Annotated in this window: 21 protein-coding genes and 1 pseudogene; 16 read left to right on the top strand and 6 right to left on the bottom strand. The window is 59.3% G+C overall.

All coding sequences use genetic code 11. The annotated features are described in order from the left end of the window. The first annotated feature begins 158 nt into the window (after positions 1-158). The 6 genes from bioB to nadC all read left to right on the top strand — a co-directional run bounded on the left by bioB (position 159) and on the right by nadC (position 5,936). A complete protein-coding gene (gene bioB / locus HMPREF3011_RS01710; RefSeq protein ID WP_038625737.1) occupies positions 159-1,166 on the top strand; it encodes a biotin synthase BioB in 1,008 nt (335 codons plus the stop codon). Continuing rightward, positions 1,153-1,455, top strand: a complete 303-nt coding sequence (locus tag HMPREF3011_RS11310) for a biotin synthase auxiliary protein BsaP (protein WP_070841039.1) — start codon at positions 1,153-1,155, stop codon at positions 1,453-1,455. The genes bioB and HMPREF3011_RS11310 overlap by 14 nt, the downstream gene beginning before the upstream one ends. Positions 1,456-1,530: 75 nt before the next feature. Next, a complete protein-coding gene (locus HMPREF3011_RS01700) occupies positions 1,531-2,109 on the top strand; it encodes a hypothetical protein (protein ID WP_070438944.1) in 579 nt (192 codons plus the stop codon). Between the two features lie 292 nt (positions 2,110-2,401). Continuing rightward, complete coding sequence (nadA, locus tag HMPREF3011_RS01695) at positions 2,402-3,478, top strand: quinolinate synthase NadA (RefSeq protein ID WP_070438948.1); 1,077 nt, start codon at positions 2,402-2,404, stop codon at positions 3,476-3,478. Continuing rightward, on the top strand, positions 3,459-5,048 hold the full coding sequence (locus tag HMPREF3011_RS01690) for an L-aspartate oxidase (RefSeq protein WP_070841038.1): 1,590 nt from the start codon (positions 3,459-3,461) through the stop codon (positions 5,046-5,048). Before nadA ends, HMPREF3011_RS01690 begins: the two co-directional genes overlap by 20 nt. Before the next feature lie 6 nt (positions 5,049-5,054). Further along, positions 5,055-5,936, top strand: a complete 882-nt coding sequence (gene nadC, locus HMPREF3011_RS01685; protein WP_048734667.1) for a carboxylating nicotinate-nucleotide diphosphorylase — start codon at positions 5,055-5,057, stop codon at positions 5,934-5,936. Between the two features lie 34 nt (positions 5,937-5,970). On the opposite strand, the gene HMPREF3011_RS01680 is transcribed toward nadC, so the two are convergent. The 3 genes from HMPREF3011_RS01680 to HMPREF3011_RS01655 are packed head-to-tail and all read right to left on the bottom strand — an operon-like array spanning position 5,971 to position 10,169. Continuing rightward, positions 5,971-6,546: a hypothetical protein gene (locus HMPREF3011_RS01680; protein ID WP_048734664.1), complete on the bottom strand. Its 576-nt coding sequence runs from the start codon at positions 6,544-6,546 to the stop codon at positions 5,971-5,973. Next, on the bottom strand, positions 6,530-8,422 hold the full coding sequence (locus HMPREF3011_RS10885) for a tetratricopeptide repeat protein (RefSeq protein ID WP_246821382.1): 1,893 nt from the start codon (positions 8,420-8,422) through the stop codon (positions 6,530-6,532). Before HMPREF3011_RS10885 ends, HMPREF3011_RS01680 begins: the two co-directional genes overlap by 17 nt. 40 nt (positions 8,423-8,462) lie before the next feature. Further along, a complete protein-coding gene (locus HMPREF3011_RS01655) occupies positions 8,463-10,169 on the bottom strand; it encodes a hypothetical protein (RefSeq protein WP_038625724.1) in 1,707 nt (568 codons plus the stop codon). 296 nt (positions 10,170-10,465) lie between these two features. On the opposite strand from HMPREF3011_RS01655, the gene hisD reads away from it, so the two are divergent. The 3 genes from hisD to hisB are packed head-to-tail and all read left to right on the top strand — an operon-like array spanning position 10,466 to position 13,644. Then, a complete protein-coding gene (gene hisD, locus HMPREF3011_RS01650) occupies positions 10,466-11,818 on the top strand; it encodes a histidinol dehydrogenase (protein WP_070841033.1) in 1,353 nt (450 codons plus the stop codon). Continuing rightward, positions 11,818-12,960 (top strand): histidinol-phosphate transaminase, encoded by a 1,143-nt coding sequence (locus tag HMPREF3011_RS01645; RefSeq protein WP_038625721.1) that lies wholly within the window; start codon positions 11,818-11,820, stop codon positions 12,958-12,960. Before hisD ends, HMPREF3011_RS01645 begins: the two co-directional genes overlap by 1 nt. A 45-nt stretch (positions 12,961-13,005) precedes the next feature. Next, positions 13,006-13,644 carry an imidazoleglycerol-phosphate dehydratase HisB gene (hisB, locus tag HMPREF3011_RS01640; protein ID WP_052155531.1) on the top strand — a complete coding sequence of 213 codons (639 nt, stop codon included), beginning with the start codon at positions 13,006-13,008 and terminating at the stop codon, positions 13,642-13,644. Positions 13,645-13,654: 10 nt separating this feature from the next. Here hisB and HMPREF3011_RS01635 read toward each other — a convergent pair whose 3' ends face one another. Both HMPREF3011_RS01635 and HMPREF3011_RS01630 read right to left on the bottom strand, forming a co-directional pair. Continuing rightward, positions 13,655-14,320, bottom strand: a complete 666-nt coding sequence (locus HMPREF3011_RS01635) for a pyridoxamine 5'-phosphate oxidase family protein (RefSeq protein ID WP_224786579.1) — start codon at positions 14,318-14,320, stop codon at positions 13,655-13,657. Positions 14,321-14,528: 208 nt separating this feature from the next. Then, positions 14,529-15,751 (bottom strand): annotated as a pseudogene (locus tag HMPREF3011_RS01630) (IS110 family transposase). Between the two features lie 574 nt (positions 15,752-16,325). Here HMPREF3011_RS01630 and HMPREF3011_RS01620 point away from each other — a divergent pair. After that, positions 16,326-17,747: an MFS transporter gene (locus HMPREF3011_RS01620; RefSeq protein ID WP_070628913.1), complete on the top strand. Its 1,422-nt coding sequence runs from the start codon at positions 16,326-16,328 to the stop codon at positions 17,745-17,747. Between the two features lie 107 nt (positions 17,748-17,854). On the opposite strand, the gene HMPREF3011_RS01615 is transcribed toward HMPREF3011_RS01620, so the two are convergent. Beyond that, complete coding sequence (locus HMPREF3011_RS01615) at positions 17,855-18,478, bottom strand: arsenate-mycothiol transferase ArsC (protein ID WP_070841032.1); 624 nt, start codon at positions 18,476-18,478, stop codon at positions 17,855-17,857. Positions 18,479-18,666: 188 nt separating this feature from the next. Here HMPREF3011_RS01615 and hisH point away from each other — a divergent pair, with 188 nt between their 5' ends. The 6 genes from hisH to HMPREF3011_RS01585 all read left to right on the top strand — a co-directional run. Then, positions 18,667-19,365 carry an imidazole glycerol phosphate synthase subunit HisH gene (gene hisH / locus HMPREF3011_RS01610; RefSeq protein ID WP_070841031.1) on the top strand — a complete coding sequence of 233 codons (699 nt, stop codon included), beginning with the start codon at positions 18,667-18,669 and terminating at the stop codon, positions 19,363-19,365. A 148-nt stretch (positions 19,366-19,513) separates the two neighbouring features. Next, positions 19,514-20,248, top strand: a complete 735-nt coding sequence (gene priA, locus HMPREF3011_RS01605) for a bifunctional 1-(5-phosphoribosyl)-5-((5-phosphoribosylamino)methylideneamino)imidazole-4-carboxamide isomerase/phosphoribosylanthranilate isomerase PriA (protein WP_016422946.1) — start codon at positions 19,514-19,516, stop codon at positions 20,246-20,248. 102 nt (positions 20,249-20,350) lie between these two features. After that, entirely contained in the window at positions 20,351-21,163 is an 813-nt protein-coding gene (locus HMPREF3011_RS01600) for an inositol monophosphatase family protein (protein ID WP_038625716.1), read from the top strand. Between the two features lie 83 nt (positions 21,164-21,246). Beyond that, the gene (gene hisF / locus HMPREF3011_RS01595; RefSeq protein WP_038625715.1) at positions 21,247-22,023 is read left to right on the top strand and encodes an imidazole glycerol phosphate synthase subunit HisF; all 777 of its coding nucleotides are present in this window, start codon (positions 21,247-21,249) and stop codon (positions 22,021-22,023) included. Then, a complete protein-coding gene (gene hisI / locus HMPREF3011_RS01590; protein WP_038625714.1) occupies positions 22,020-22,418 on the top strand; it encodes a phosphoribosyl-AMP cyclohydrolase in 399 nt (132 codons plus the stop codon). The genes hisF and hisI overlap by 4 nt, the downstream gene beginning before the upstream one ends. A gap of 110 nt (positions 22,419-22,528) precedes the next feature. Continuing rightward, on the top strand, positions 22,529-23,464 hold a 936-nt coding region (locus tag HMPREF3011_RS01585), incomplete at its 3' end, for a chorismate-binding protein (protein ID WP_210401632.1).

Here is a 23,464-nt window from a genome sequence, read left to right as displayed (position 1 = left end):
AGATGTCTCAAGACTGAAATGCGGAGCGTAAAACCGCGACACGACGGGAATTGAACCCTGTTCGACATTCTGTAGATGCGGTATTAAGTTTGATAACTGAACAACTTCTCAAACAGTGTTCAAGTTTTATCCCCAGCCTCAAGGAGTGTCGCCCCCCCATGACTCAACAGCAGCAGGACATTTTGGAACTCGCCCGCGAAAAGGTGCTCGCCCGCGGAGAGGGGCTGAACTACGAGGAGACCCTGGCGGTTCTCAACCTCGACGACGACAGCATCGAGAATCTGCTGGCGCTGGCTCATGAGGTGCGCTTGAAGTGGTGCGGCGAAGAGGTCGAGGTTGAAGGCATTATCTCGTTGAAGACTGGCGGCTGCCCAGAGGATTGCCACTTCTGTTCGCAGTCGGGTCTGTTCGAGTCCCCGGTGCGTTCGGCATGGCTGGATATTCCGGCTCTGGTGGACGCCGCCAAGCAGACTGCAAAGTCTGGTGCGACTGAGTTCTGCATCGTTGCTGCAGTAAAGGGGCCGGATGAGCGACTGCTCAGCCAGATGGAACAGGCCGTCGCCGCCATTCAGGCAGAGGTTGACATTAATGTGGCCGCATCGATGGGCATTCTGACGCAGGAACAGGTGGATCGCCTGGCCAAGGCTGGTATTCACCGCTACAACCACAACCTTGAGACCGCCAAGAGCTACTTCCCGCAGGTCGTGACCACCCACACTTGGGAAGAGCGCCATGACACCCTGCGCATGGTCGGCGAAGCTGGCATGGAAGTCTGCTGTGGCGGCATCCTGGGTATGGGCGAGACCCTTGAGCAGCGTGCTGAGTTTGCTCAGGACCTGGCGGCGCTCAACCCGACCGAGGTGCCGATGAACTTCCTTGACCCGCGCCCGGGCACTCCGTTCGCCGGTCGCGAGCCGATGCCAGCTAAGGATGCACTGCGTGCCATCGGTGCCTTCCGTTTGGCACTGCCGAAGACCATCCTGCGTTTTGCTGGTGGTCGTGAGCTCACCCTGGGAGACCTGGGTGCAGAAAAGGGTCTGCTCGGCGGTATCAACGCTGTCATTGTTGGTAATTACCTGACCACGCTGGGCCGTCCGGCGGAGCAGGACCTGGACATGCTTGGCAAGGTACGACTTCCAATTAAGGCCCTCAATGCAACTGTCTAAGCCTCGGCCATCTAGCCCGCGCGCGACGCGGAATAGGAAAGTCGACTCCACAGAGCTGCTACAGGCCATGGTGCTGGGAGACGAGCCCAAGTTCGATCCTTTTACCGGCGCCAACCTCCAAGCTGGTGAGGTGCGCGAACGCTCTTATGGTGCAAAAGCTGGATTGGAGGCACCTCGGTTCTGCCAGCTCTGTGGACGTCGGATGGTGGTGCAGGTGCGTCCGGACGGCTGGACTGCAAAGTGCTCGCGCCACGGCGAAGTAGACTCCGTTATGTTAGAGCAGCGATAAAAGGTGCTGGTTGTGCAAGTGCGCCGTTCAGGCGCGCTAGTACTGGATGCGCGCCGTGAGGTAAGTTTGTCAACTATGACTATGAAAAATACCCGAGTCCCACACGTTGAAAAGCAGAGCGTGGCAATGGCCTCGGGTATTGTTCTCTTCTCCGTTGTAACGGGAGCGATAACGGGAGTGGCCTGGGCGTTTCTGCGACCCAAGCAGCAAGTGCAAATGCTCCCCAATAACCAACTAGCGATTATTCAGGAAACCGTTGACGCTGGTTTTATTGGGCTGCTCTGGTTTGTTGCTGTCACTGCCCTCAGCGGCCTGGTGCTGGGAATCACTACCTTCCGAAACCGTGCCATCACGACCCCTGCACAGATGCTCACAGCAATTGGATGGGCAGGTTTCTCCGCGTTGATGAGCGCAGCAGTGACGTACCTTGTCGGTCAGTCGGTTGCGGCATTGCTCCAGCCGGATCTGGCGGGAATGCAGCCGGGCGATAAGTTCGCGGTGATTCCGGACTTCAAAACCTATGTAGCACTGCTGGTCGCGCCACTGGTTGCCATGCTCGCACTGTGGTCCCGGGTGTTGTTCCAAACGGACTTCACGGAAGGCAACGAGAGCGCTGCGGACAATGCTACGGACGCAGATTCGGTCACTAAGTGAGACAGTGAGGTTCTGCGCGGGGGCCGTCGTAAAGCACTACTTCCTACTGAACAGGGGTAGTTATTGGGAAATAGGCTTATACAAGCCTTACAATTTTGGGAAATAGGCTCGTCCTCGATGCCGGTATTCGCCCCGATTTAGGGGCATTTTCGATATTGTGTGGCGAGCTTAGGTCTCTTGCACTTGCCCGTTTGAGTCCGCTGCGAATGCCTCCGGGGATCGTTGCCGGTAACGGTGACGGCGTTTTCTCCGGTCGTAGCCACAGCCCATTGAAGTAAGGACGTAGTTTTCCGTGAATACCAGCCTTGCGGCCAATGCTTCCAGCCTGCCGCGCCTTGAATCGGATCTGTACGAATCGGTAGTCGATAAAGATGGCCGCTACGGTGGCGTAATTGCAGATGAGCGCTGGGCTCAGGAGATTAAGCGCCTCGCCCGCGAACGCAATGCCGTAATTCTTGCGCACAACTACCAGCTGCCGGAGATTCAGGATATTGCCGATTACACCGGCGATTCCCTCGGGCTTTCCCGCATCGCTGCGGAAACCGATGCCGATGTCATCGTTTTCTGTGGTGTCCACTTCATGGCGGAAACCGCCAAAATTCTGAGCCCTGAGAAGACTGTCCTTATTCCGGACGAGCGCGCCGGCTGCTCCCTGGCGGACTCCATCACTGCAGACGAACTGGCCGAGTGGAAGGCTGAGAATCCCGGCGCACTGGTGGTCAGCTACGTCAACACCACGGCAGACGTAAAGGCTCTGACCGACATCTGCTGTACTTCCTCCAACGCCGTCGACGTGGTCAAGTCCATCCCGGAAGACCAAGAGATCCTGTTCAACCCGGATCAGTTCCTCGGCGCACACGTTCGCCGTGAGACCGGCCGCGACAACATCAAGGTATGGGCTGGTGAGTGCCACGTCCACGCCAACATCAACGGTGAGGAACTCGCGCACCGCGCGGAAGAGAACGCCGATTCGCAGCTGTTCATCCACCCGGAGTGCGGTTGCGCGAACTCTGCGATTTACCTCGCGGGTGAAGGCACTATTGAGCCGGAGCGCGTGCAGATGCTCTCCACCGGCGAGATGCTGACCGAGGCGCAGAAGCTGAAGGAGAACGAGCCCAACGGCAAGGTGCTCGTGGCCACTGAGGTGGGCATGCTCCACCAGCTGCGCAAGGCCGCACCGGATGTCGACTTTGAGCCAGTCAACGACCGCGCTTCCTGCTCGTACATGAAGCTCATCACCCCGGCGGCTCTGCTGCGCTGCCTCGTTGAGGGCACCGATGAGGTCGACGTCGCCCCTGAGGTCGCCGACAAGGCGCGCGCCTCGGTCGAGCGCATGATCGCCATCGGTAATCCAGGCGGGGGCGAGTAACACGTTTGGTCTGCGCCCATCATTCGACAGTTGGACACTGACGTGTGACTTCCTCGTCATCGGCGGGGGAGTCGCAGGGCTCAGTGCTGCGCGTAGGGCCCTTGAGCTCGGCCTCGACGTGCTGGTTATCGACAGCGTCGAGTGGCGCGTCGGTGCCCGCAAACAGCTGCGTTTCGCCGATGCCGCCACGAATCTCGCACAGGGCGGGCTCGCGGTCGTCGGGCTTGACGACGACCCCAGCGGCCGTGTGGCCAATGGGTTCGACGACACCACTGATTCCCATATCGCAGACACCATCGATGCCGGTGCCGGCCACTGCGATGAAGGGGCCGTGGCTTCTATCATCCGTGCCGGCGCTGCGGCGACCGAGTGGCTGATTGGGCTAGGCGGCACATTTGACCCGGCGCCGGATAACCCGGCCGTATATTCCCGCACCAAAGAGGGCGGACACCACGCGCGGCGCATCATTCATGCCGGTGGTGACGCCACTGGTGCTGAAATTGAGCGCGCCCTAGAAGCCTCAGTTACCGGCGTGCGAGTACTGCAGAACGCTACAGCGCGCCAGCTCATCGTTGGCAAAGACGGCCGCGTGCTGGGGGCGCTGGTAGCGGATCCCCGCGGTGGCGGCGCTATTCGCGCAGGTGCAACTCTGCTGGCTACCGGTGGCGTCGGGCATATTTACCGCGCGACTACGGCGCCCTCGGGCGCCCGCGGTGAGGCTATCGGCATGGCCTCCGACGCTGGCGCGGAGATTCGTGACATGGAGTTTATCCAGTTCCACCCGACAGTGCTCTATGACGAGCGCTCGGCATCAGACGGCACCGGCCGACGCCATCTCATCAGCGAGGCTGTCCGTGGTGAAGGAGCCATTCTCGTCGATTCCCGGGGAAACAGTGTGACGGCCGGCGTTGACCCACGCGGAGACCTGGCTCCGCGCGATATCGTCTCGCGCGCCATCGCGACTCGCATGCGCCAGCTCGGCGAGGACCATGTCTTCCTCGACGCACGTCACATCGACAACTTCGCCGTCCGCTTTCCGACGATCACAGCGGGCCTGACCGCAGCGGAGATTGATCCGACCAAGGACCTCATTCCCGTGGCCCCGGCGGTCCACTACACCTGTGGTGGCATTGCCGTCGACCCATTCGGTGCAACTTGCGTGCCGGGTCTCTTTGCAGCCGGTGAATGCTCCGCGACGGGGCTGCACGGCGCCAACAGGTTGGCTTCCAATTCGTTGCTGGAAGGACTGGTCGTCGGCAAGCGGGTGGCCGAAAAAGTCGCTGAAACACACGCTGTGCCGGTCGGGGACGAGGAATTCGCAGCGGCGGTTGAAGGTCTGCCGCAGCCACGGCCAGAACTGGAACCGCGCCAGCTTTTCCGGTTGCAGACTGCGATGCAGGAAGGTGCTGGTGTAACGCGCAATGAGCAGAGTTTGCGGCAGGCGTTGGCGGTTATCGATCGGCTCCCGCAATCGGTTCAGGTCGTAGCCGCAAGGAAAGTTGTCGAAGCGGCATTGGCACGACCATATACTTTGGGGTGCCACACTTGGTTTGAAAAGGACGGGGATTAGCTAGCCATGACTCTTGAGAAGGACACTCTGCGCGGGGTGCTGAACGAAAACATCACCCGCGGACTCATTCGGACGGCGCTGCAGGAAGACATGAGTTTCGGGCCGGATGTGACCTCGCTGTCGACAGTCTCGGCAGCTGCGCAGGCACGCGCCCGCCTGGTGGCCCGGCAAGAGGGAGTTATCGCGGCTATCGATGCGGTGGAGTGGACGCTGCAGGAGGTCATCTCGGGTGAGTTCACCGTCGAAAAGCACGTTGAAGATGGCACCCTGGTGCGTCCTGGCACAGTGCTGGCAACGATTTCTGCGCCGACTCGGGGGTTGCTGACTGCTGAGCGGACAATGCTGAATATCCTCACGCACGCCAGTGGTGTAGCTACTGCGACGCGCCAGTGGGCTGACGCAATCGTTGGCACCGGTGCGCGGGTGCGCGATTCCCGAAAGACACTGCCGGGTCTGCGCAACCTGGAAAAGTATGCGGTGACCTGCGGTGGTGGAATTAACCACCGCTATGCATTGGGCGATGAGGCACTGATTAAGGACAATCACGTGGTGGCCGTCGGTTCCGTGTCCGGTGCGTTGAAGAGGGTGCGGGCTCAGTATCCGGAGCTGCCGTGCGAGGTGGAAGTCGATACCCTCGCACAGCTCGATGAAATCCTGCCGATGAAGCCGGACATCGTCATGCTGGACAACTTCGAGGTCTGGGAGACCCAGATCGCGGTGCAGCGCCGCTCGCAGATTTCTCCGGCCACCCAGCTGGAGTCCTCTGGTGGACTGACCATCGATGTGGCTCGTGAGTACGCGTCCTGTGGTGTCGATTACCTGGCTGTGGGCGCGCTGACCCACTCGGCCAAGGTGTTCGATGTCGGACTCGACTTCGACGAGCAGTAGCTGAATCAGCCCCGGTTTCGCCTCGTAGCTTCGCCTACAGGCGACGGGCGATCTCTGCCCCAATCTCGCTTAGTGCCGACCCCCAGCGCTCCCGTGATTGCTCATCACAGGTTTCCTGTGCGCGGTAAAGCGCCTTCTCCGCAGCACCGACATCGCCCAAATGCAGGTGGCACTGTGCAATTTGTGCAAGCAGAGGCACGGCCTGGATATTGAGCTTGTCGGACTGGAAAAGTCCCGCCGCTAACTCCAGGTGATCAATGGCGCGCCCCTGATGTCCTCGACGAATCTCTGCCTGGCCGTTCAAGGTGTGCCACATCGCCCAGCGCAAGTGGCGCGGTGGGGTGTCCGCGGTCGGCTCAAAGCCGTCTTTTTCCAGGTTATCCAGCAGATCCAACCAATCCGCGGCCTTGTCCATCAGCTTTGGTGCAGAGCCACGGATGGGGCGCCCCAGACTGTCGGTCTGCGGGGCATCAGCCTTGTCGCCGAGTTCCTCGAACCCCTGCATCAGAGTTAGGGCTGCTTCCCAGAGGTTGTTTTCCTCAGCCAATGCCGTGGCGGCGTCGAAAAGCTGCTGCGGGCTAGAAGTCGCGGAATCACCAGAAGTAGTCATGACCTAACACTCTACTTTGTGTCACCGCCAGTACCGAAGTGGGCGGGGCGCTAGTATTCGTCGTCAAGCGACTGAATGATGATGACGTCAAGGGCATCGAGAACAGGATGGCCTTCCCACACGTCGCGGGGCAGAAGCTCTTCGACGCGCCGAGCATAGGCGGCGGCTCCGTCGGAATCACCCGCGTCGAGACGGTAGCGAACCCCCGCCAGCAGCGCGCGGGCGGCTTCCTCGCCATCGCTGGACTGCAGGTAGCCCTTCGCGGCGGCTTCCACATGGTTGATGGCCAAAGTGTCGCGGCCAGCGGAGTAGAAGACGTAGGCGGCATCGTCGTGCCAGTCGGCGAGTGACCAGTCGTCGGAGATGAGCTTCTGAGAACGCAGCAGAAGGTCCTCAGCCTCGCTGAGCGTGTGGTCAATGGCGGCGGAAGCGTCCTCAGAGACGATCTCGGCGGTGAATTCGGAGCCCTCTTCGGAAATGACCAGGTCAATGACATGAATGATAGAACGCGCAGCCTGACGGTAGGCCTTGGCAGCGCCCTTGGTATCGCCGTTGCGTTCAAGGTGCTCGCCGTGCTCGATGAGCAGCTTTGCCGCCCGGCGGGATTATTGCCGAGCCCCGCGGCTGTGGAGGCAATAGAAAACGCCGCGTCGGTGCGTTCTTCATCGGCGGTAAATGCTGACCAGTGCGCAACTGGTTCGGCAAAGCGCAGCGCCTCGTCAACCTCGTCGGCATCGAGGAGACTGCGGGCCAAAACGAGCTGGATATCCATGGTGATGGGGTTGACCGGCATGCCCTCGGCGCTGGCGAGCGCGCGGCGGGCAAATTCGGCGGATTCCGCGAAATCGCCGTGGGCGTTGAGAAGCGCACAGAGCAGACGCACGCTGCGAAGCACCGCGACCGTGAGTCCTGCATCGAGACCAGCCTGCACGATTGGGCGTAGCTGGCGGATTGCCTCCGCTTCCTCACCAGCTTCCAGAGAGAGAAAAGCCAGAAATTGGCGCGCTTCAATCGTCGTGGTGACGGGTTCCGACTGAGGAGCCGCTGCGACGCTGGCAGCGATGCGGGCGGCCCTGCGCAGTTCACCACGGCTGTGCGCGAGCTGCGCCTCCAACAGCTTCCGATCGTCGAAACTGCTTCGCTTTGGTGCCCAGCGTGCGGACCATTCAGAGAGCTGACCGGCGATTTCCGCCCGGCGCGCCAGCGATGCTGCGGCGCCGGCAACAGCCGCGCTGACCAGGTAGTAATAGGCCTCGCCGGGCTGTGGAGTGGTGGCGACGATGTCCTTAGTAAGACTGATCAGCTCAGGGATTTCGGAGTCCTCGGGGCGACGGCCGGTGATGGCATCACCGGGGTTGGCGTCGATGAAGGCCTCAGCCTCGGCGAATGCTCCGTAGGAGCGTGCGTGCAAGATCGCGGGGCGAATGTTGGCCTCAGTTGCCCAACGCAGCCACTCGGCGCGTGCAGCAGTGGCTTCTTCTACTAATTCGAGTTGGTCGGCAACTGCATGCCTGAGTGCGTGGAATTCGCCAATGACATCGGGGGAGTTTGTAGGTGCGTCGGCCAACCAGTGCGTGTGGGCGAACTTGGTGACCGCGCGCCAACTGGTGACGTGGTCGAGCGTGGCGCCGGCCTTGCGGGAAATAACCAGCAGCTCCGGGAGGGAGTCCGGCAATGCCTTTAGCGGATTGGGCAGGGGAGGAAAGTCCAAGGGGTCGGACGAGTTCTCCGTCGCTGATGCGTTTTCCGAATTCACTGACACGTGGTCGGCAGCGATGCCGGCTTCCCAATCGCCAACTTGAATTTCAGACTCAGAGTTTTCTTCTTCCCACCAGACCATTGGACTATCTTCGCCCGTGGCATCGGGAAGATGCAAAACTGCTTTGCTTTTCAGACCTGTACAGCCGGATGCGCTGTTAATCCGGGGTTGAAAAGCTACGCATTAGTCCACGAACTTCATCGCGCACCGGGTGATCCGGGCCGACTAGGTCGCCGATGCGAGTCGCGAACCGGCGGGCGCGTTCCTCATTGTTGTCACTAGCAGCAGCACGCACTGCGATAGTCAGCGTGCGGGCGGCATCGGCAGGGGCGTGGGCTTCTAAGAAAAGCTCGGCAGCTTCGTCGGCGTACTTGTACACGCCGTCGTTGTCCCATACCGACCAGCACAGCAGCGCCTGCGACTCGTGCCACTTGGCCGATTCCCAGGACCCAACCACGTAGCCACGCGAGCGTTCCATCAGGTGGTCGGTCAGCTCGCTTGTGGCGCCCACGTTACTGAGCGATAGTGCGGCATCCATCAGAGTTTCCGCAGGTGAAATCGGTGACGAGTATCCGGCACGAATATCGGCCAGCGCGTCGAAGAGCACTGCCGCATGTTCAGTATTTCCCTCTTGGACTGCCGATTCCGCCGCAATAGCACAGGAAAAATCAGTACGCGCGGAATCCTGGGTAGGCTCAGACCACTTTGCAACCGACTCCGCTTCCTGGCCGGCGTGGCGGAAATCTCCGAGCTCGTACAGTGCCGTTGCCTTCAGCAGCGCGATTTCCATGGTGATTTCACAGTCGGGGTAGTCTGCCGACACGTCCTGGGCGCGCTGAGTCAGCTTCAGCATCTCCTCGGCATCGGGCTTGTTGTGTGCCACCTCGAAGTTGATGTCTGCCATCTCACGAACCGCGAGAATATAGTCAGTGTCCAGTCTGTGCTGGTCCGCGACTGCCACGTTGTTCGACAGCATTCGGAACGCGGTATCGCTATTACCGGTCTCTATCGAGTACCGTGCCAAATTCTGCCTCAGCTCAAGGCCCGCGATTACGGAGCGGTTACCGATTGCATTGAGCTGTGAGGCGCAAAGTCGCGCTGCGTCGACGACCTTCCCGGCTCGGTGCAGCAGTGATGCCTCCGTCAGAGTCTTCGCCAGCGCAATCGACTCAAACTTATCCTCATTCGGCAGTGCCCGAATCATCTCGTGCAGCTCCCGTGCCAAGTCCTCGCGGTTGACCTTTCGCAAGGCGCTCGCAATCCGAATCAGCGCGTCAGTCAGTGCCGCCCGCTTCTTCCACTGGCGGGGGCTAAACGGCTCATCCGCTTCTTCGCTTGCCGACGATTCCTGCGGCCGCAGCCCATCCGCATCCGTGGTCACCGCGCTGTGGCTGCCGGTTGGGGCATCCAAATCGTCGGCAAGCACGAGTGCCCGGTACGAGGTGATTTCCCTGCTCATGCGTGCGATGAGGGGGATTTCGGTCTCTGCGGCAGCAGAGGTTTGACCATCGGCGATAAAGGTGGTGTAGCGGCGGGCTTCGTCTGCCGCCAGCCGTGCCCGGGCGCGCCAGTACTCCGGCACGTTGTCGTTATCGGATGCCCATACCATCCAGTTCAGGGCGGCATCGTGCGCAGCTGTCATCATGCCGAGCGATTCGGTGACCTCGCGGACAATGCGGTAAAACGCGCCGACGTGTTCGATAACGCCGTGGGCTTCCGGGGCAGAAAAGAGTTGTGGGTTGTAGAAATGATGCGCGAAAACTGATTCCAGTTGGCGCGTGGCCAGGGAATTGTCGGCTGCGGTCGCGTCTGCGTAGGCTGCGACGAGCTCCGGCAAATCCGGGCTGTTTCCTACCTGGTTCAACAGCTGACCTTTCTACGACTGGTTACTACTTTCCTTAACACTGTAATGGGTCACTGTGCCGGAGCTAACTTGCGCCACAGTATGAGGGGTTAAATGGGGCAATCGGTATGAACCTAACGTGAGAAATATATGCTTAGTTCATACTCAAGGGTGCCTTTAAGGGCGAATAGTAGCGAAAACCGTGGATAAAGTCTTTGGCTTTGACCCAGATTTTTAATACTTTGTTGTCATTTCTTTGTCACTCTGAAGTGCTCACGTATGAATCCATCGTGCGAATAGGCGGTTACTAATTAATTATGTTGTCCACTATTGATCTTCGCGGTCAGACTCCCCCCACCGCCACTCTGCGTCGAGTGTTGCCGCGCGGTGCGGCAGACGTTGATTCCATGATTCCCACGGTCAAGCCCGTTGTCGATGACGTGGCAGCCCGTGGTGTGGAAGCGGCCATGGAGTACTCCGAGAAGTTCGACCGGATTCGTCCGGCATCCATGCGCGTTCCAGCGGAGGTTATCGATGCCGCGGAAGCCGCGCTGGAAGACGACGTCCGCTCTGCTCTGCAGGAGTCCATCGGGCGCGTGCGCGCGTTCCACGCTGCTCAGAAGCCGAATGACAAGACTGTTGAAATTCTTCCCGGCGGCATTGTCCGCGAGAAGTGGATTCCGGTTTCGCGCGTCGGTCTTTACGTCCCCGGGGGCAACGCCGTCTACCCGTCGTCTGTATTGATGAACGTCATCCCAGCTCAGGAAGCTGGTGTGAAGTCCCTCGTCGTCGCCTCTCCGCCACAGGCCGACAACGACGGCTGGCCGCACCCGACCATCCTGGCTGCCTGCAAGCTGCTTGGTGTGACCGAGGTGTGGGCCGTCGGTGGTGCACAGGCCGTCGCACTGCTCGCATACGGCGATGAAAATGAGAGCCTCGAGCCGGTCGACATGGTCACCGGTCCGGGCAACATCTTCGTTACCGCCGCTAAACGTCTGTGCCGCTCGGTCGTCGGTATCGACGCCGAAGCTGGCCCGACCGAAATCGCCATTCTTGCAGATAACGCCGCTGATCCTGTCTCCGTCGCCTACGACCTGATTTCCCAGGCAGAGCACGACATCATGGCCGCCAGCGTACTTATTACCGACGACGCCGATTTCGCCGCCGCTGTCGACCGCGAGGTCGAAAACCGCTACGAGGTCACCATGAACGCCGACCGCGTTCGTGAGGCGCTCACCGGCAAGCAGTCTGGCATCGTGCTTGTCGACGACATGAATATCGGCATCCAGGTTGCAGACGCCTACGCCGCTGAGCACCTGGAGATCCACACCGAAAACGCGCAGGCCGTTGCCGAACGCATTACCAACGCTGGCGCAATCTTCATCGGTCGCTTCTCGCCGGTGCCGCTGGGCGATTACTCGGCCGGCTCCAACCACGTGTTGCCGACCTCCGGTACCGCCCGCCACGCCTCTGGTCTGTCAACGCACACCTTCCTCAAGTCGGTCCACATGATTGACTACAACGAGGCCGCGTTGAAGGAAGTTGCCGACAGCGTAGTAGTCCTGGCGAACGAAGAACGACTGCCAGCGCACGGCGAGGCCATCCGCGCCCGCTTTGAGACGCTTCTCGGCTCTGAGAGCAATGGCGCAGAAAAGGGGAACGACAACTAATGAGCAACCAGCCTGAGAACCAGTCACAGCCGTCGGTAGCCAAGTTGGCGCTGGCAGATCTGCCACTGCGCGACGAACTGCGCGGCGAGGAAGCCTACGGTGCTCCGCAGCTCGACGTCGATGTTCGCCTGAACACCAACGAAAACCCGTACCCGCCATCCGATGACCTCATCGCCGACCTAGTGGCGCAAGTGGAGAAGGTCGCCTCTGACCTCAACCGCTACCCGGACCGTGACGCAGTAGCACTGCGCAGCGCACTCGCCGACTATGTCACCCGCCAGACTGGCGTAGACATCACCGTCGACCAGGTATGGGCTGCCAACGGCTCCAACGAGATTCTCCAGCAGCTGCTGCAGGCATTCGGCGGGCCGGGGCGCAGCGCAATGGGGTTTGTGCCCAGCTACTCGATGCACCCGATCCTCTCGTCCGGCACGCAGACGGAGTTCATCGGCATCGACCGCGACCCGGAGACCTTCGACATCGACATGGATAGTGCGCTCGCGGCAATTGCCGAGCACCGTCCTGACGTCATCTTCATCACGACTCCGAACAACCCGACTGGCAACCTGACTACGCTCGCTGACCTGCGCCGTATTATTGAAGCCGCGCCGGGCATCGTCATTGTCGATGAGGCCTACGCCGAGTTCACTGAGGAGCCGTCGGCGACAACGCTGCTGGCTGAGTTCCCGTCGAAGTTGGTTGTCTCCCGCACGATGAGTAAGGCCTTCGACTTCGCAGGCGGTCGCCTCGGCTACTTTGTTGCTAACCCAGCGTTTATCGATGCTGTGATGCTCGTACGTCTGCCGTATCACCTGTCGACGTTGACGCAGGCCGCAGCCACAGTTGCACTTCGCCACTCGGATGCGACGCTGTCGACCGTCGCAAAGCTTGCCGACGAGCGTGACCGCGTCGTAGCCGCCCTGAACAGCTATGGCTACGACGTGATTGACTCGTACTCGAACTTCGTCTTCTTCGGGCGTTTCGCCGACGCCTCGTCGGCATGGCAGAGCTTCTTGAACGAGGGCGTACTCATTCGCGACGTTGGCGTGCCCGGTCGTCTCCGTGCCACTATTGGTCTGCCCAGCGAAAATGATGCGCTGCTGGCGGCGGCCAAGAAATTGGCAGCGACCGCGCTGGCTTAAGCGAAATGCTGCCGGTACACCCCACTACAAGGAGAGATTTGACTTATGCACTTCAGTGATAAGGACCATCTGGAGGCAGAGCGCACTGAGCGCGTTGGCCGGATCGAGCGCGCCACCCGTGAATCGAGCATCGTCTGCTCGGTGAATCTCGATGGCACCGGCAAGACCGATATTTCGACAGGTCTGCCGTTCTTTGACCACATGTTGACCGCTTTCGGCTCCCACGGCAGCTTCGACCTGACTGTGCATGCCAACGGTGACACCGAGGTCGATGCGCACCACACGGTGGAGGACACCGGCATCGTTATGGGGCAGGCGTTTGCCCAGGCACTGGGGGATAAGTCCGGTATTCGCCGCTTTGGTGACAGCTTCATTCCAATGGATGAAACTCTGACGCACGCAGTGGTTGACGTGTCGGGTCGTCCGTATTTTGTTGGTACTGGCGAGCCAGAGCAGATGTTGACTGCCGTTATTGGTGGCCACTACGCAACGGTTATCAATGAGCACTTCTTTGAGTCCTTCGCCCTAAATGCTCGCATTGCGCTGCATGTTCGCTGTCTCTACGGGCGCGATCCGCACCACATCACCGAGGCTGAGTACAAGGCTGTGGCCCGTGCCCTGCGTGCTGCCGTCGAGGACGACCCGCGCGTCCACGGTGTGCCGTCGACTAAGGGCACCCTATAGCTTTCGCAGGCTACGCGCGCCCGAGTTGCGCCTGTAGCTGTTCCACCTGCGCATTTAATTCCTCTACCTGCTGCTTCAAATCCTTGATGTCCTGGCGGTAGAGGTCAATGCGCTCATCAACCTGCTCCTTTGTGTAGCGAGGTTTGATGTATTTGGAACAGTTACTATCAGCCGAAATGACATCGACTACCATCGCGCGCTCATATGGGCTGCGGATTTCTCGGCCGTTGACCTGCCGTAGCGTATCCATCAGCTTTGGGTCGTCGGCTTTTTCAATCACTTGTGCTGTGCCGAAGAGCTTGAGCCGCTTGCGCGTAGCGTAGTCGATGAAAAACATACAGACTCGACTATCGCGGTCAACATTTCCGGTATTGACGAACTGATTATTGCCATGAAATTCGAGCCAACCCAGCTTCATGGGGTTCAGTACATGGACAAATCCCTCGGGTCCACCGCGGTGTTGGACATAGGGCCAGCCAGCGCCGGTAACAGTGGACAAGAAAAAGTGCGATGACGTTTTAATGAGCTTTTGGTGGGCCGGCTCGATTTCAAAGTGGTCTTGAGATCGGGGAATCTCAGTTTGAAGTGATTCCTGGCGGCGCCGGACGTAGCTGTCAAAGGCAATGTCCTGGTACTGGAGATCCTGGTACTCGGGCTTATTGTCCATCGGGCTCATATCCGCAGACTTTAGCCCCGAGGGGAAGCGCTAGTGCTGACTTTTCAAATAGTTCCCAATTTTGGAGGTGCAGTTTTGTGTGTGTGGGGGGAGCCTATGTTTTTGTCAAGCCTAAATCGGAATTCTTAGGTGAAACTCTTTTTTTGGGGGGGTATGCACGATTATTGGGCCCATCAACTGGTGTTGGTGGACCTGATTACTGCTCGGCCTAAACTGCTACTGATTGTTTGGTAAGTGTCTCTCGGTAGAATTCCTTGTTTTTAAACATGGCGTAGATGACGTTGCATCTGCGTCTGGTTGGGCACATGAGTGGGGCGCATTGTGGCGTTTGCCTTCTGCTCTTTTGCGCCCGTAGTAGGTTCGGGATGTTTCGTGGCTTCGAATGGCAGTAAACGCTTCAGTAGAACAGCGCGTTTTTCAGTCGCTTGTTTCCTGTTCTGGATGGGAACTCGCCTCGTATTGATGAGCCTGATCTTCGTGTCACAGGAGCAATTCCTGCATAGGCGGCCAGGTGGCCAGAGGATGCGAAGTCGGATCCATCACCGATGGAAAGCAGGATTCTCGTGCTGCGGTCTTGATGCCGATTCCCGGCGTATTCGATCCAAGACCTCGGAGGCAGGGATATCCTCCAGCACGCCGTCGACCTGGCCGACGACAGTTTCGCGTTGGGTCTTTAGTGCTTTAATGTTGGCTGCCAGCTGCGGGATAACAAGTTCGGCTGCCTCGGTTCCGGGAACAGTAACAGTTCGTGCCGCTAGTGCCACGAAAATGCTGTCCACCAGCACGTCCGGGTTGTGCCGGCTTCTCTTGGATAACCACGCCAGAACCCGGGTACAACCAGTCTTTTTCAGTCCTGTCGGACCTGTGTAATGGATGAGTAAGTCCAGTGTCGGGGTGTGGGTACGCGTGCTGCCAGCGAAAACACGCTTCAGACTGGGGTAGATTTGGGTGAGTAGACTGCGTAAGCGGTTGACGGTTCTGGTGCAGTCACGAGAAATGTCATCGTCAAAGCCGGACAGCATCCTAAGGGCTGCGAGTACTTCACTGTTTCGGTCAACCGCCCGTAGGGTGTGCGGCATTGTTCATGCAGTGTCAGCTGATGATGAAGGCGTCGCGACTGTCGGTTGTCGCCTGTCCAGAGTAGAGATTTGCAGCTTTTCTCATGGCCAAGCCTGGTAAGTAGCCGACCTGGCAACCGTGTTGATGGGCAACCGCAATGGGGAGCGCTCCGATGGTGTTGGGTTAGTCAACAACAACTAAGACTGTGCCGTGAGTCTGAAAGTCTTCGAAGAGTGCTGCTAACTCTGATTCGAGTTGGGGAAGAGTCTTGTCGAAAACCTTTATGCCGTCCTTGTCTAAGGCGTAGGCGTGGTGTTGAGACTTGCCTACGTCTAGGCCCAGGAGAATGTCGATGGGAATATCCTGCGACATGGATGGCTCCTAGGAAAACGTGGTGGATTTGCCAGTCGCTGGTGTCATGACATTCGTGGCGCACACCCACGTCTACATTGAAGCCTGGAGATTCCGGCCGCGTCCCTATTAGCTGTCATCGAATGTTCTGGTGCCGGGCGGTACCCCGGTTTATTGAAACTACAGGGCGATTAAGCCGTACCCGGTCCAGCGACTGTTCCCATTATCGGGGATGACTTCAAGGTAACGGGCAATAGTGGGGCGGTTTAATGCGTGTTCATTGCGAGTCGAAATAGCACCGACAACGAGCTCATAATGGCAGCCGTGGTAGTTATTAAGGGCAGGCCAATTCTTTTCCTTAGCTGGAGTTTTGGAGGGACTAATGGTAACAACGTCTGTAGACGTGCTTCTAGCGCAGGTGTCTACCGCATCGACGCTAAGCACTTATTTTTTGTTCATTGTCGCTGGTCTGCTGGTGGGCGGAACATGGTCACTCTATAAGTCCGGATCAAGGGTTGGAACGATTGTTCTCGGGCTTTTATCTGTGATCGCTCTCGCCGGCGCGATTTTGTGGTTGTTAGGAGTGATGGAGTAAATGGCGTCCCGGGTGATGGACCGCAGGCAGTTAGACGAACTGGACAGCATGTGGAAAGCGCCCGGACTAGTACCTACGCTAGTCGCCGTGATGGCCGCCTTCGGTGGCTGGTCTCTCCTCATGCCTGTTATTCCGCAGGCAATTCTTGACGATGGCGGTGGAACCTCGCTCGCCGGTGCCTACACCGGTGTCTTCATGGCTGCCACAGTTCTGACGCAGACTCAGACGCCACGTGTGTGTCGCCATCTTGGCTACGGCATGACCATGCTGATTTCAGGTCTGTTCTTGGGCTTGCCGACGATTCTGCACATCTTCGGCACTGACGCTGCATTGGTTCTCATGATTGCGGTTTTGCGTGGTATGGGCTTCGGCGCGTTGACTGTCGCCGAGTCCGCATTGATCGCAGAGCTTGTGCCCCTGAAATTCCTGGGTAAGGCCTCTGGTGTACTTGGTGTGGCCGTTGGTCTGTCCGAGCTTATTTTCCTGCCACTTGGTCTCATCATTGCGGATAAGACTGGCTCCTACACTCCGGTTTATATTTTGGGTGCCGTCATTTCGCTCGTTGGCTCGGTGATGGCCCTATTCATTCCGAAGATTAAGCCAGCGCCGAAGGAGGGCAAGGGCGGCAACGAGGATGTCGGTGACCCCGTTCCTGGCTCTGCAGCAACGCAGCCGAGCCCAGTTGAGCACGTTGCCACTTGGAAGCTGGTGGCCATTCCCGCGCTTGCAATCTGCACGATTGCTATGGGCTTCGGTGGTATTTCCGCTTTCCTTGCACCGGCAGCTCGTGAGGTTGATGCTGTTTCTGGTGCAATTGTCGCTGGTCTGGCTCTATCGGTTCTCGGTGGCGCGCAGATGGTGTTCCGTTACTTCGCAGGAATCTACGCCGACCGTAAGTCTGAGGCTGGAATTCTGCTGATTCCGGCATTGATCAGTGGTTTTATTGGCCTGCTGATGATGTCCGGCGTGGTTCTCTTTGATCTGTCGGCCTGGCTGCTGTTGGTCGCTGCCATTTTCTACGGCGCGGGCTTCGGCATTGTGCAAAATGAGGCTCTGCTGCTGATGTTTGCCCGCCTGCCGCGTGACCGTACTGCTGAGGCCAGTGCCTTCTGGAACATGTCCTTTGACTCGGGCACAGGTATCGGCTCGTTCGTTCTGGGAGCCGTAGCTGCGGCTGCGCTCCGTCCGTACCCGGCTGTCTTTGCCTTTGCAGCAGCTCTGCTGGCAGTTGGCCTCATTGGTGCGGTGCTCGACCGAATCATCGGAAAGCACCGCGTGGCGGAGTACCAGAACACCCGCGCTACGCTGCGTCGTCTGGGAGATGCCGTGAAGCGTCATACGCCGGAGGCAGCCGTGCGTGTTGCCCGCCCGGCAAAGAACGCAGTGACGCGCTTGACGGTTCGGGACCGCAAGAAGAAGTAACTACATAAAAAGAGACGTTAGAAAAAGAGTGGCTGCGCTAGTCCTAGCGCAGCCACTCTTTTTTGGTTAATAAATGCAACCCCCGGTGTGTGATCAGCCGTGCCTGTTTACGCGACGGCGACGTCCATCTCGGTGAAGAGAGCCCGCAGGCGGGTTTCGATATCGTCGATAAGCGACTGGAGCTCGTCGTCTGCGAGATTGTCCGGATCCGCGACATCCCATTCCACGTAGCGGTCGCCTGGGACTGCCGGCGTCTCCTCGATGCCCATGAGCACTACGACATCGGCGCGGTGGGAAACACGGGGAGTAATCGTCTTTTGAGTGAGGCGCGAGGTGTCCACCCCGCGATCATGAAGAGCTTCGACGACGCGCGGATTCAGGCCATCCTCTGGAGTCAGGCCGATGGTGCGGATAAAGACTTCGTCACCGGCCAGGTGGTAAGCCAGAGCAGTGGCAATCTGGCTGCGGCCGGAGCCGCGGCTGTCGGCAAAGAGAATTTCCTGGCGCGGGGCGAAGTCCTTGCATCCGCTCGCGGCCTTGATGCGCTCGGTGGCCTCGCGTTCGGCGAGGACGGGGAGGAAGTTAGTCACCTTCGCAGAGCTGGATAGCTCTGCAATGACATCGTCGAGGATGGAATCGATAGTCGCAGCATCGCAGGCTGCACCATAGAGCCGGTGAAGGTCCTCGCGGACAATGGCAAATGATTTACTAAGAACGGATGCGGTAGTCATAGCGTCTGAGTCTCTCTGTGAAAAATAATCAGGAGTATTAGGGATAAATCAATAACTTAGTTAACCTGTTGTTAATCTTGAGTTTACCAAAGTATTCGGTGGGCGTATACCAGCGCTTTTGCCTGTCCAGGCAGTTTTCTTGGGGTAAATGGGAAACATCGATTCCCAGCGCCTTAAAATGTCCAACTATGGAACAAGTCTCACCTTCGACGAAGACCCCAACTGTTGCCATCCTTGATTACGGCTCCGGTAATTTGCGTTCAGCTGAGCGCGCTGTGGCCACCACGGGTGCCGAGGTTATTGTGACCGCCGATCCGAAGACCGTGATGGAGGCCGATGGTCTCCTCGTTCCCGGCGTCGGTGCCTATGCCGCATGCATGGAGGGTTTGCATCGAGTGCAAGGGCCGCGCCTGATTGGCTCTCGACTCGCAGGTGGTCGGCCGGTGATGGGAATCTGCGTTGGTATGCAGGTGCTCTTTGACCGCGGCGTCGAGTACGCCGACGGCATCCATGCAGCGGAGACCGACGCATCCGCAGCTGTCACCGGCACCCCGGGTTGTGGTGAATGGCCCGGTACTGTCGAGCGCCTCGAGGCGTCGATTCTGCCGCACATGGGCTGGAACACGGTTGACGTGCCGGAAGGCTCAAAGATGTTTAACGGGCTGGAAGATCAGCGTTTTTACTTCGTCCACTCCTACGGTGTGCGCACGTGGGACCTTGATACGGATTCTCGCATCGCTCCGCCGCTGGTGACGTGGTCTGCCCACGAATCCGATCGGTTTATCGCAGCCGTAGAAAACGGTCCGCTGTGGGCCACGCAGTTCCACCCTGAGAAGTCTGGCGAAGCAGGGTTGAAGCTGCTGCAGAATTGGGTGGACACGCTGTAGTTGCCCAATCGGTAGTATCTTCCCTAACCGCACTACCTGGTAGGTGACGGAATTTCGCCACTTAGACCACCTATACTGAGATAACCAGCAACAAGCGTCGTGGCGACTATGGCCACAACGCCCAAAAGTCGAAGAGAGTAGAGCCCCCATGAGTTTGACCCTGCTGCCCGCTGTAGACGTAGCCGATGGCCAGGCTGTGCGCCTTGTTCAGGGTGCTGCTGGAACCGAGACTTCCTACGGTGCACCGCTGGAAGCTGCCATGAATTGGCAGAACGCAGGCGCTGAGTGGATCCACTTGGTCGACCTCGACGCCGCGTTCGGTCGCGGTTCGAACTACGACCTGCTTGCCGACGTTGTGGGCAAGCTCGACGTGAAGGTGGAGCTCTCCGGCGGTATCCGTGACAACGCTTCGCTCGAAGCTGCGCTGGCAACTGGCTGCGCCCGCGTCAATATTGGCACCGCCGCACTGGAGAACCCGGAGTGGTGCCGCGAGGTTATCGCCAACTACGGCGACCGTGTGGCCATTGGTCTGGACGTCCTCAACGAAGAGGGGCAGTGGCGCCTGCGCGGCCGCGGCTGGGTCTCCGACGGTGGTGACCTCTGGGAGGTGCTGGAGCGCCTGGATGCTCAGGGTGCATCCCGTTTCGTGGTGACTGACGTCTCCAAGGACGGCACCCTGCAGGGGCCGAATGTGGAACTGCTGCGCGAGGTCGCTGCTGCTACCGATGCTCCAATCGTCGCTTCCGGCGGTGTCAGCAGCCTGGACGACATTGCAGCTATTGCCACGCTGGTCGATGAGGGTGTTGACTCCGCAATTGTGGGTAAGGCGCTCTACGCAGGGCGTTTCACTCTGGAAGAGGCCCTGGCAGTAGCTCGCGGTTAAAGAGAACACTTTCGTGGCCGGGCCGGGGAGACGTCGTCAAGCGAAAGCGTTAACGAGCAAACGGCACCCCGGCTGAGACGGCGGATGAAGGACTTAGAAAGTATGGATGCCCTGGAACCGCGGGCGATGCTCGCTATTGCTGAAGCGGCGCTCGATGAGGTTGAAGGCCTGTTCACGCAGCAGGTGGGCGCGGACCCGGTTGTCATGAAGCCGCGCGGGGATTTCGCGACGGAGACCGACCTGGAAATTGAGCGTCGTCTGCGCCAGCTCCTCACGCAGTATTCTGGCCTGCCCGTCTACGGCGAGGAATTCGGTGGCAAAGTCCCCGAGGAACATACCGCCTGGGTCATCGATCCGATTGACGGCACCACGAACTATTCCAACGGCTTTCCGCTGTGTGCCATGCTGCTCACACTCATGCATGAGGGGGAGCCGGTGGTCGGCATTACCTCCATGCCTCTGCTGCGCCGTCGTATCACCTCAGCTAAAGGTAGCGGCACATTTGTCAACGGCCGTCGCGTCAACATCGATGCCGAGGCCGGTCGCCCGGTTTCGATTGCCTTCGGCTCCGTCATTGCGAGTACCGACGGCACACTCCCACGTAAGTGGCGCCAACTGTTGCTGTCAAAGGTGGGTGAGCGCTATCCGACGATCCGAATTACTGGCTCTGTCGGAGTGGACTTGGGCTCCACCGCGATGGGGGCATTCGGCGGCACGGTGACTTTCTCACCGCATGTATGGGATAACGCAGCGGGCGTACTGCAGATTTCCGAAGCTGGTGGCGTGGTCACAGACTTGGCAGGCAATCCCTGGCGGCATGATTCCGTAGGCGTGCTAGCGGGAACTCGAGATGTCCATGCCACGCTGCGGTCGATTATTGACCAACTGGGTCGTCCGGAGACTTTCCGGAGCTAAAACTTGGGCGACGCCCCGAGCTGGGTGGTTGCGCAAACCGTCGAGCCACAACTTTGAGCTAACACGAGGAGAACTTAAAAACTATGTCTCTGGCAGTACGCGTGATTCCTTGCCTGGATGTCAACAATGGGCGGGTCGTCAAGGGGGTTAACTTTGAGAATCTCCGCGATGCCGGCGATCCGGTCGAGCTGGCCCGCCGCTATGGCGAGGAGGGCGCTGATGAGTTGACATTCCTGGACGTCACGGCTTCCAAGGATGGCCGTGGCACCATGCTCGACGTGGTGCGCCGCACCGCGAGTGAGGTCTTCATTCCGCTGACGGTCGGCGGCGGCGTGCGCAGCGTCGAGGATGTCGATCAGCTGCTTCGCGCCGGAGCCGACAAAGTCAGTGTCAACACCGCTGCGATTGCACGTCCGGAACTGCTCAGCGAGCTGTCGCGTCGTTTCGGCGCACAGTGCGTCGTCCTGTCGGTGGATGCCCGCCGTGTTCCCGAGGGAGGCACGCCTCAACCGTCGGGCTTCGAGGTCACTACGCATGGTGGTTCACGCTCGGCCGGGATCGACGCCGTCGAGTGGGCGCGCCGCGGCGAGGAGCTTGGCGTCGGCGAGATTTTGCTGAACTCCATGGATGGCGACGGCACCAAGGATGGTTTCGACCTGGAGTTGCTGGAGAAGGTCCGCGCTGCCGTCGACGTTCCGGTGATTGCCTCTGGTGGTGCGGGTAAGGCGGAGCATTTCCCGCCAGCCGTGCGCGCCGGTGCCAACGCGGTTTTGGCTGCTTCCATTTTCCACTTCGGCGAGGTTAGCATTGTTGAGGTCAAGGAAGAGATGGCCCGTGAAGGAATCGAGGTACGTCAGTGACGGACCTAGCCCCAGGAGCTGCAGCTCACGGTGCAGGAGATGATCCGCGGGAGTACACGCTCCCAGCAGATATCGCGAACATCGCCAAGTTCAATGCTGACGGCTTGATTCCCGCTATTGTGCAGGAAGAGTCTACAGGCCGTGTACTCATGATGGCGTGGATGGATTCCCACGCCCTGGCGTACACCATCGCCACCAAGCGCGGCACCTACTGGTCGCGTTCGCGGTCGGAGTACTGGATCAAGGGACTGACTAGCGGCCACTTCCAGACGGTGACATCGCTGGCGTTGGACTGTGATGGCGATACCGTGCTGATGCAGGTAGTGCAGGACGGCGCCGCATGTCACACTGGCTCGCACAGCTGCTTTGACGTGCATCCCGTGTTCGAGGACTAGGCGGTCAACCTTGGCTGCCGAGGTGGGGTTTCGTCGTCAAGCGCGCCCAACTCCGGTGAAGTCCGGGGTTAAGTGATGTGCAATCCGGGGTGCGTGGCACAATAGCGGCTATGACTCGTATCACCATGACCACGCGTGAGCGTTTCCGCGAACTGGCTGCACATCATCGGGTCGTACCCGTGGTTCGCAAGGTTTTGGCGGACGGCGAAACGGCGCTGTCGGCCTACCGCAAGCTCGCAGCCGATCGTCCCGGCACCTTCTTGCTGGAGTCCTCCGATGTGGGGCAGTCGTGGTCGCGCTGGTCGTTTATCGGTTGCGGCAGTCGCGCCGCGCTGACGGTGGATGATGCGGGGGAGGCAACTTGGATTGGCAACGCGCCGTCGGGCGCGCCAGAGGGCGGAAATCCGCTGGATGCGCTGCGTCGCACGCTGGAGCTGCTGCACACGGAACTCCCGCTTGCCGACGATGCTTCGGTACCCAAGCTCACCTCTGGTCTCGTCGGCTACTTCGGGCATGACATTGTCCGCTACATTGAGCCGCAGCTGCCGGATACCACTGACAATGATTTGCAGATTCCGGAGCTCATGCAGCTGCTGGTGGAAGATTTGGCTGCTTTTGACCACCACGAGGGTGTGCTGTGGCTGATTTCCAATGCCGTCAACTGGGACGGCTCGGATGAGCGGATTGATCAGGCGTATGACACCGCCTGTAATCGTGTCAATGCGATGGTGGAGCGGCTGTCGGGGACCTCTGATCTGCGTCCGGCGGAAGTTAGCTTCCCAGAGCCGGTGATTCGTCGCCAGCGCGCCGCCGAGGACCACATGGATCGTATTGAGCGTTGCAAGGACCACATCCGCGCCGGCGATGCATTCCAGATCGTGCTCTCGCAGCGGTTCGAGATGGACACGCAGGCCTCCGCCTTTGATATCTACCGCATCCTGCGGGTTTCCAATCCGTCGCCCTACATGTTCCTGGTCAACGTTCCAACCAAGGACTTTTCCGGTACTGCTTTCCAAATTGTCGGTTCCTCCCCAGAATCGCTCGTG

Origin of the sequence: Corynebacterium sp. HMSC074C04, from assembly GCF_001838295.1 — a bacterium.
GTDB classification, from domain to species: domain Bacteria; phylum Actinomycetota; class Actinomycetes; order Mycobacteriales; family Mycobacteriaceae; genus Corynebacterium; species Corynebacterium amycolatum.
This window is presented reverse-complemented; position numbering and strand designations above follow the sequence as displayed.